This window comes from Gluconobacter sp. P1D12_c, from assembly GCF_018812105.1.
In the GTDB taxonomy this organism is placed as follows: Bacteria; Pseudomonadota; Alphaproteobacteria; order Acetobacterales; family Acetobacteraceae; genus Gluconobacter; species Gluconobacter oxydans_A.
The window spans coordinates 1-487 of record NZ_JACSIQ010000364.1; the positions used below are offsets into that span (position 1 = coordinate 1).

General features: G+C 56.8%; 1 protein-coding gene. It reads left to right on the top strand.

What is annotated here, in order from left to right:
* Positions 1–487: Tn3 family transposase (locus tag KP705_RS17195; protein ID WP_215765150.1), on the top strand; the 487-nt coding region annotated here is incomplete at both ends.

A 487-nucleotide genomic window follows, 5' to 3' on the forward strand; every position in this document is an offset into this window, starting at 1 on the left:
ATCATGTTGCGGCCCACTGGGACGACCTGCTGCGTCTGGTCACATCMATTCGGAGTGGAACCGTGACGGCCTCGGCCATGCTGCGGAAGMTCGGATCTTATCMCCGTCAGAATGGTCTGGCTGTGGCCTTGCGTGAAGTTGGCCGGATCGAGCGGTCGGTTTTCATGCTCGACTGGATACAGGATCTGGATTTGCGCAGGCGAACCCAGGCAGGGCTAAACAAGGGAGAAGCCCGGAATGCTCTGGATAGGGCGCTATTCTTCAACCAGCTTGGTGAACTGCGGGATCGGCGTTTTGAAAATCAGGCTTATCGAGCGTCAGGTTTAAACCTGCTGGTGGCAGCGGTTATCCTATGGAATACGCGCTATCTTCAGTCTGCCATCGCAACGCTCGGCATTTCCGATGACCTGGCGCGGCATATTGCACCCCTCGGCTGGGAGCATATCTCTCTGACAGGGGACTATCGCTGGAATGTCGATGAGCAGCC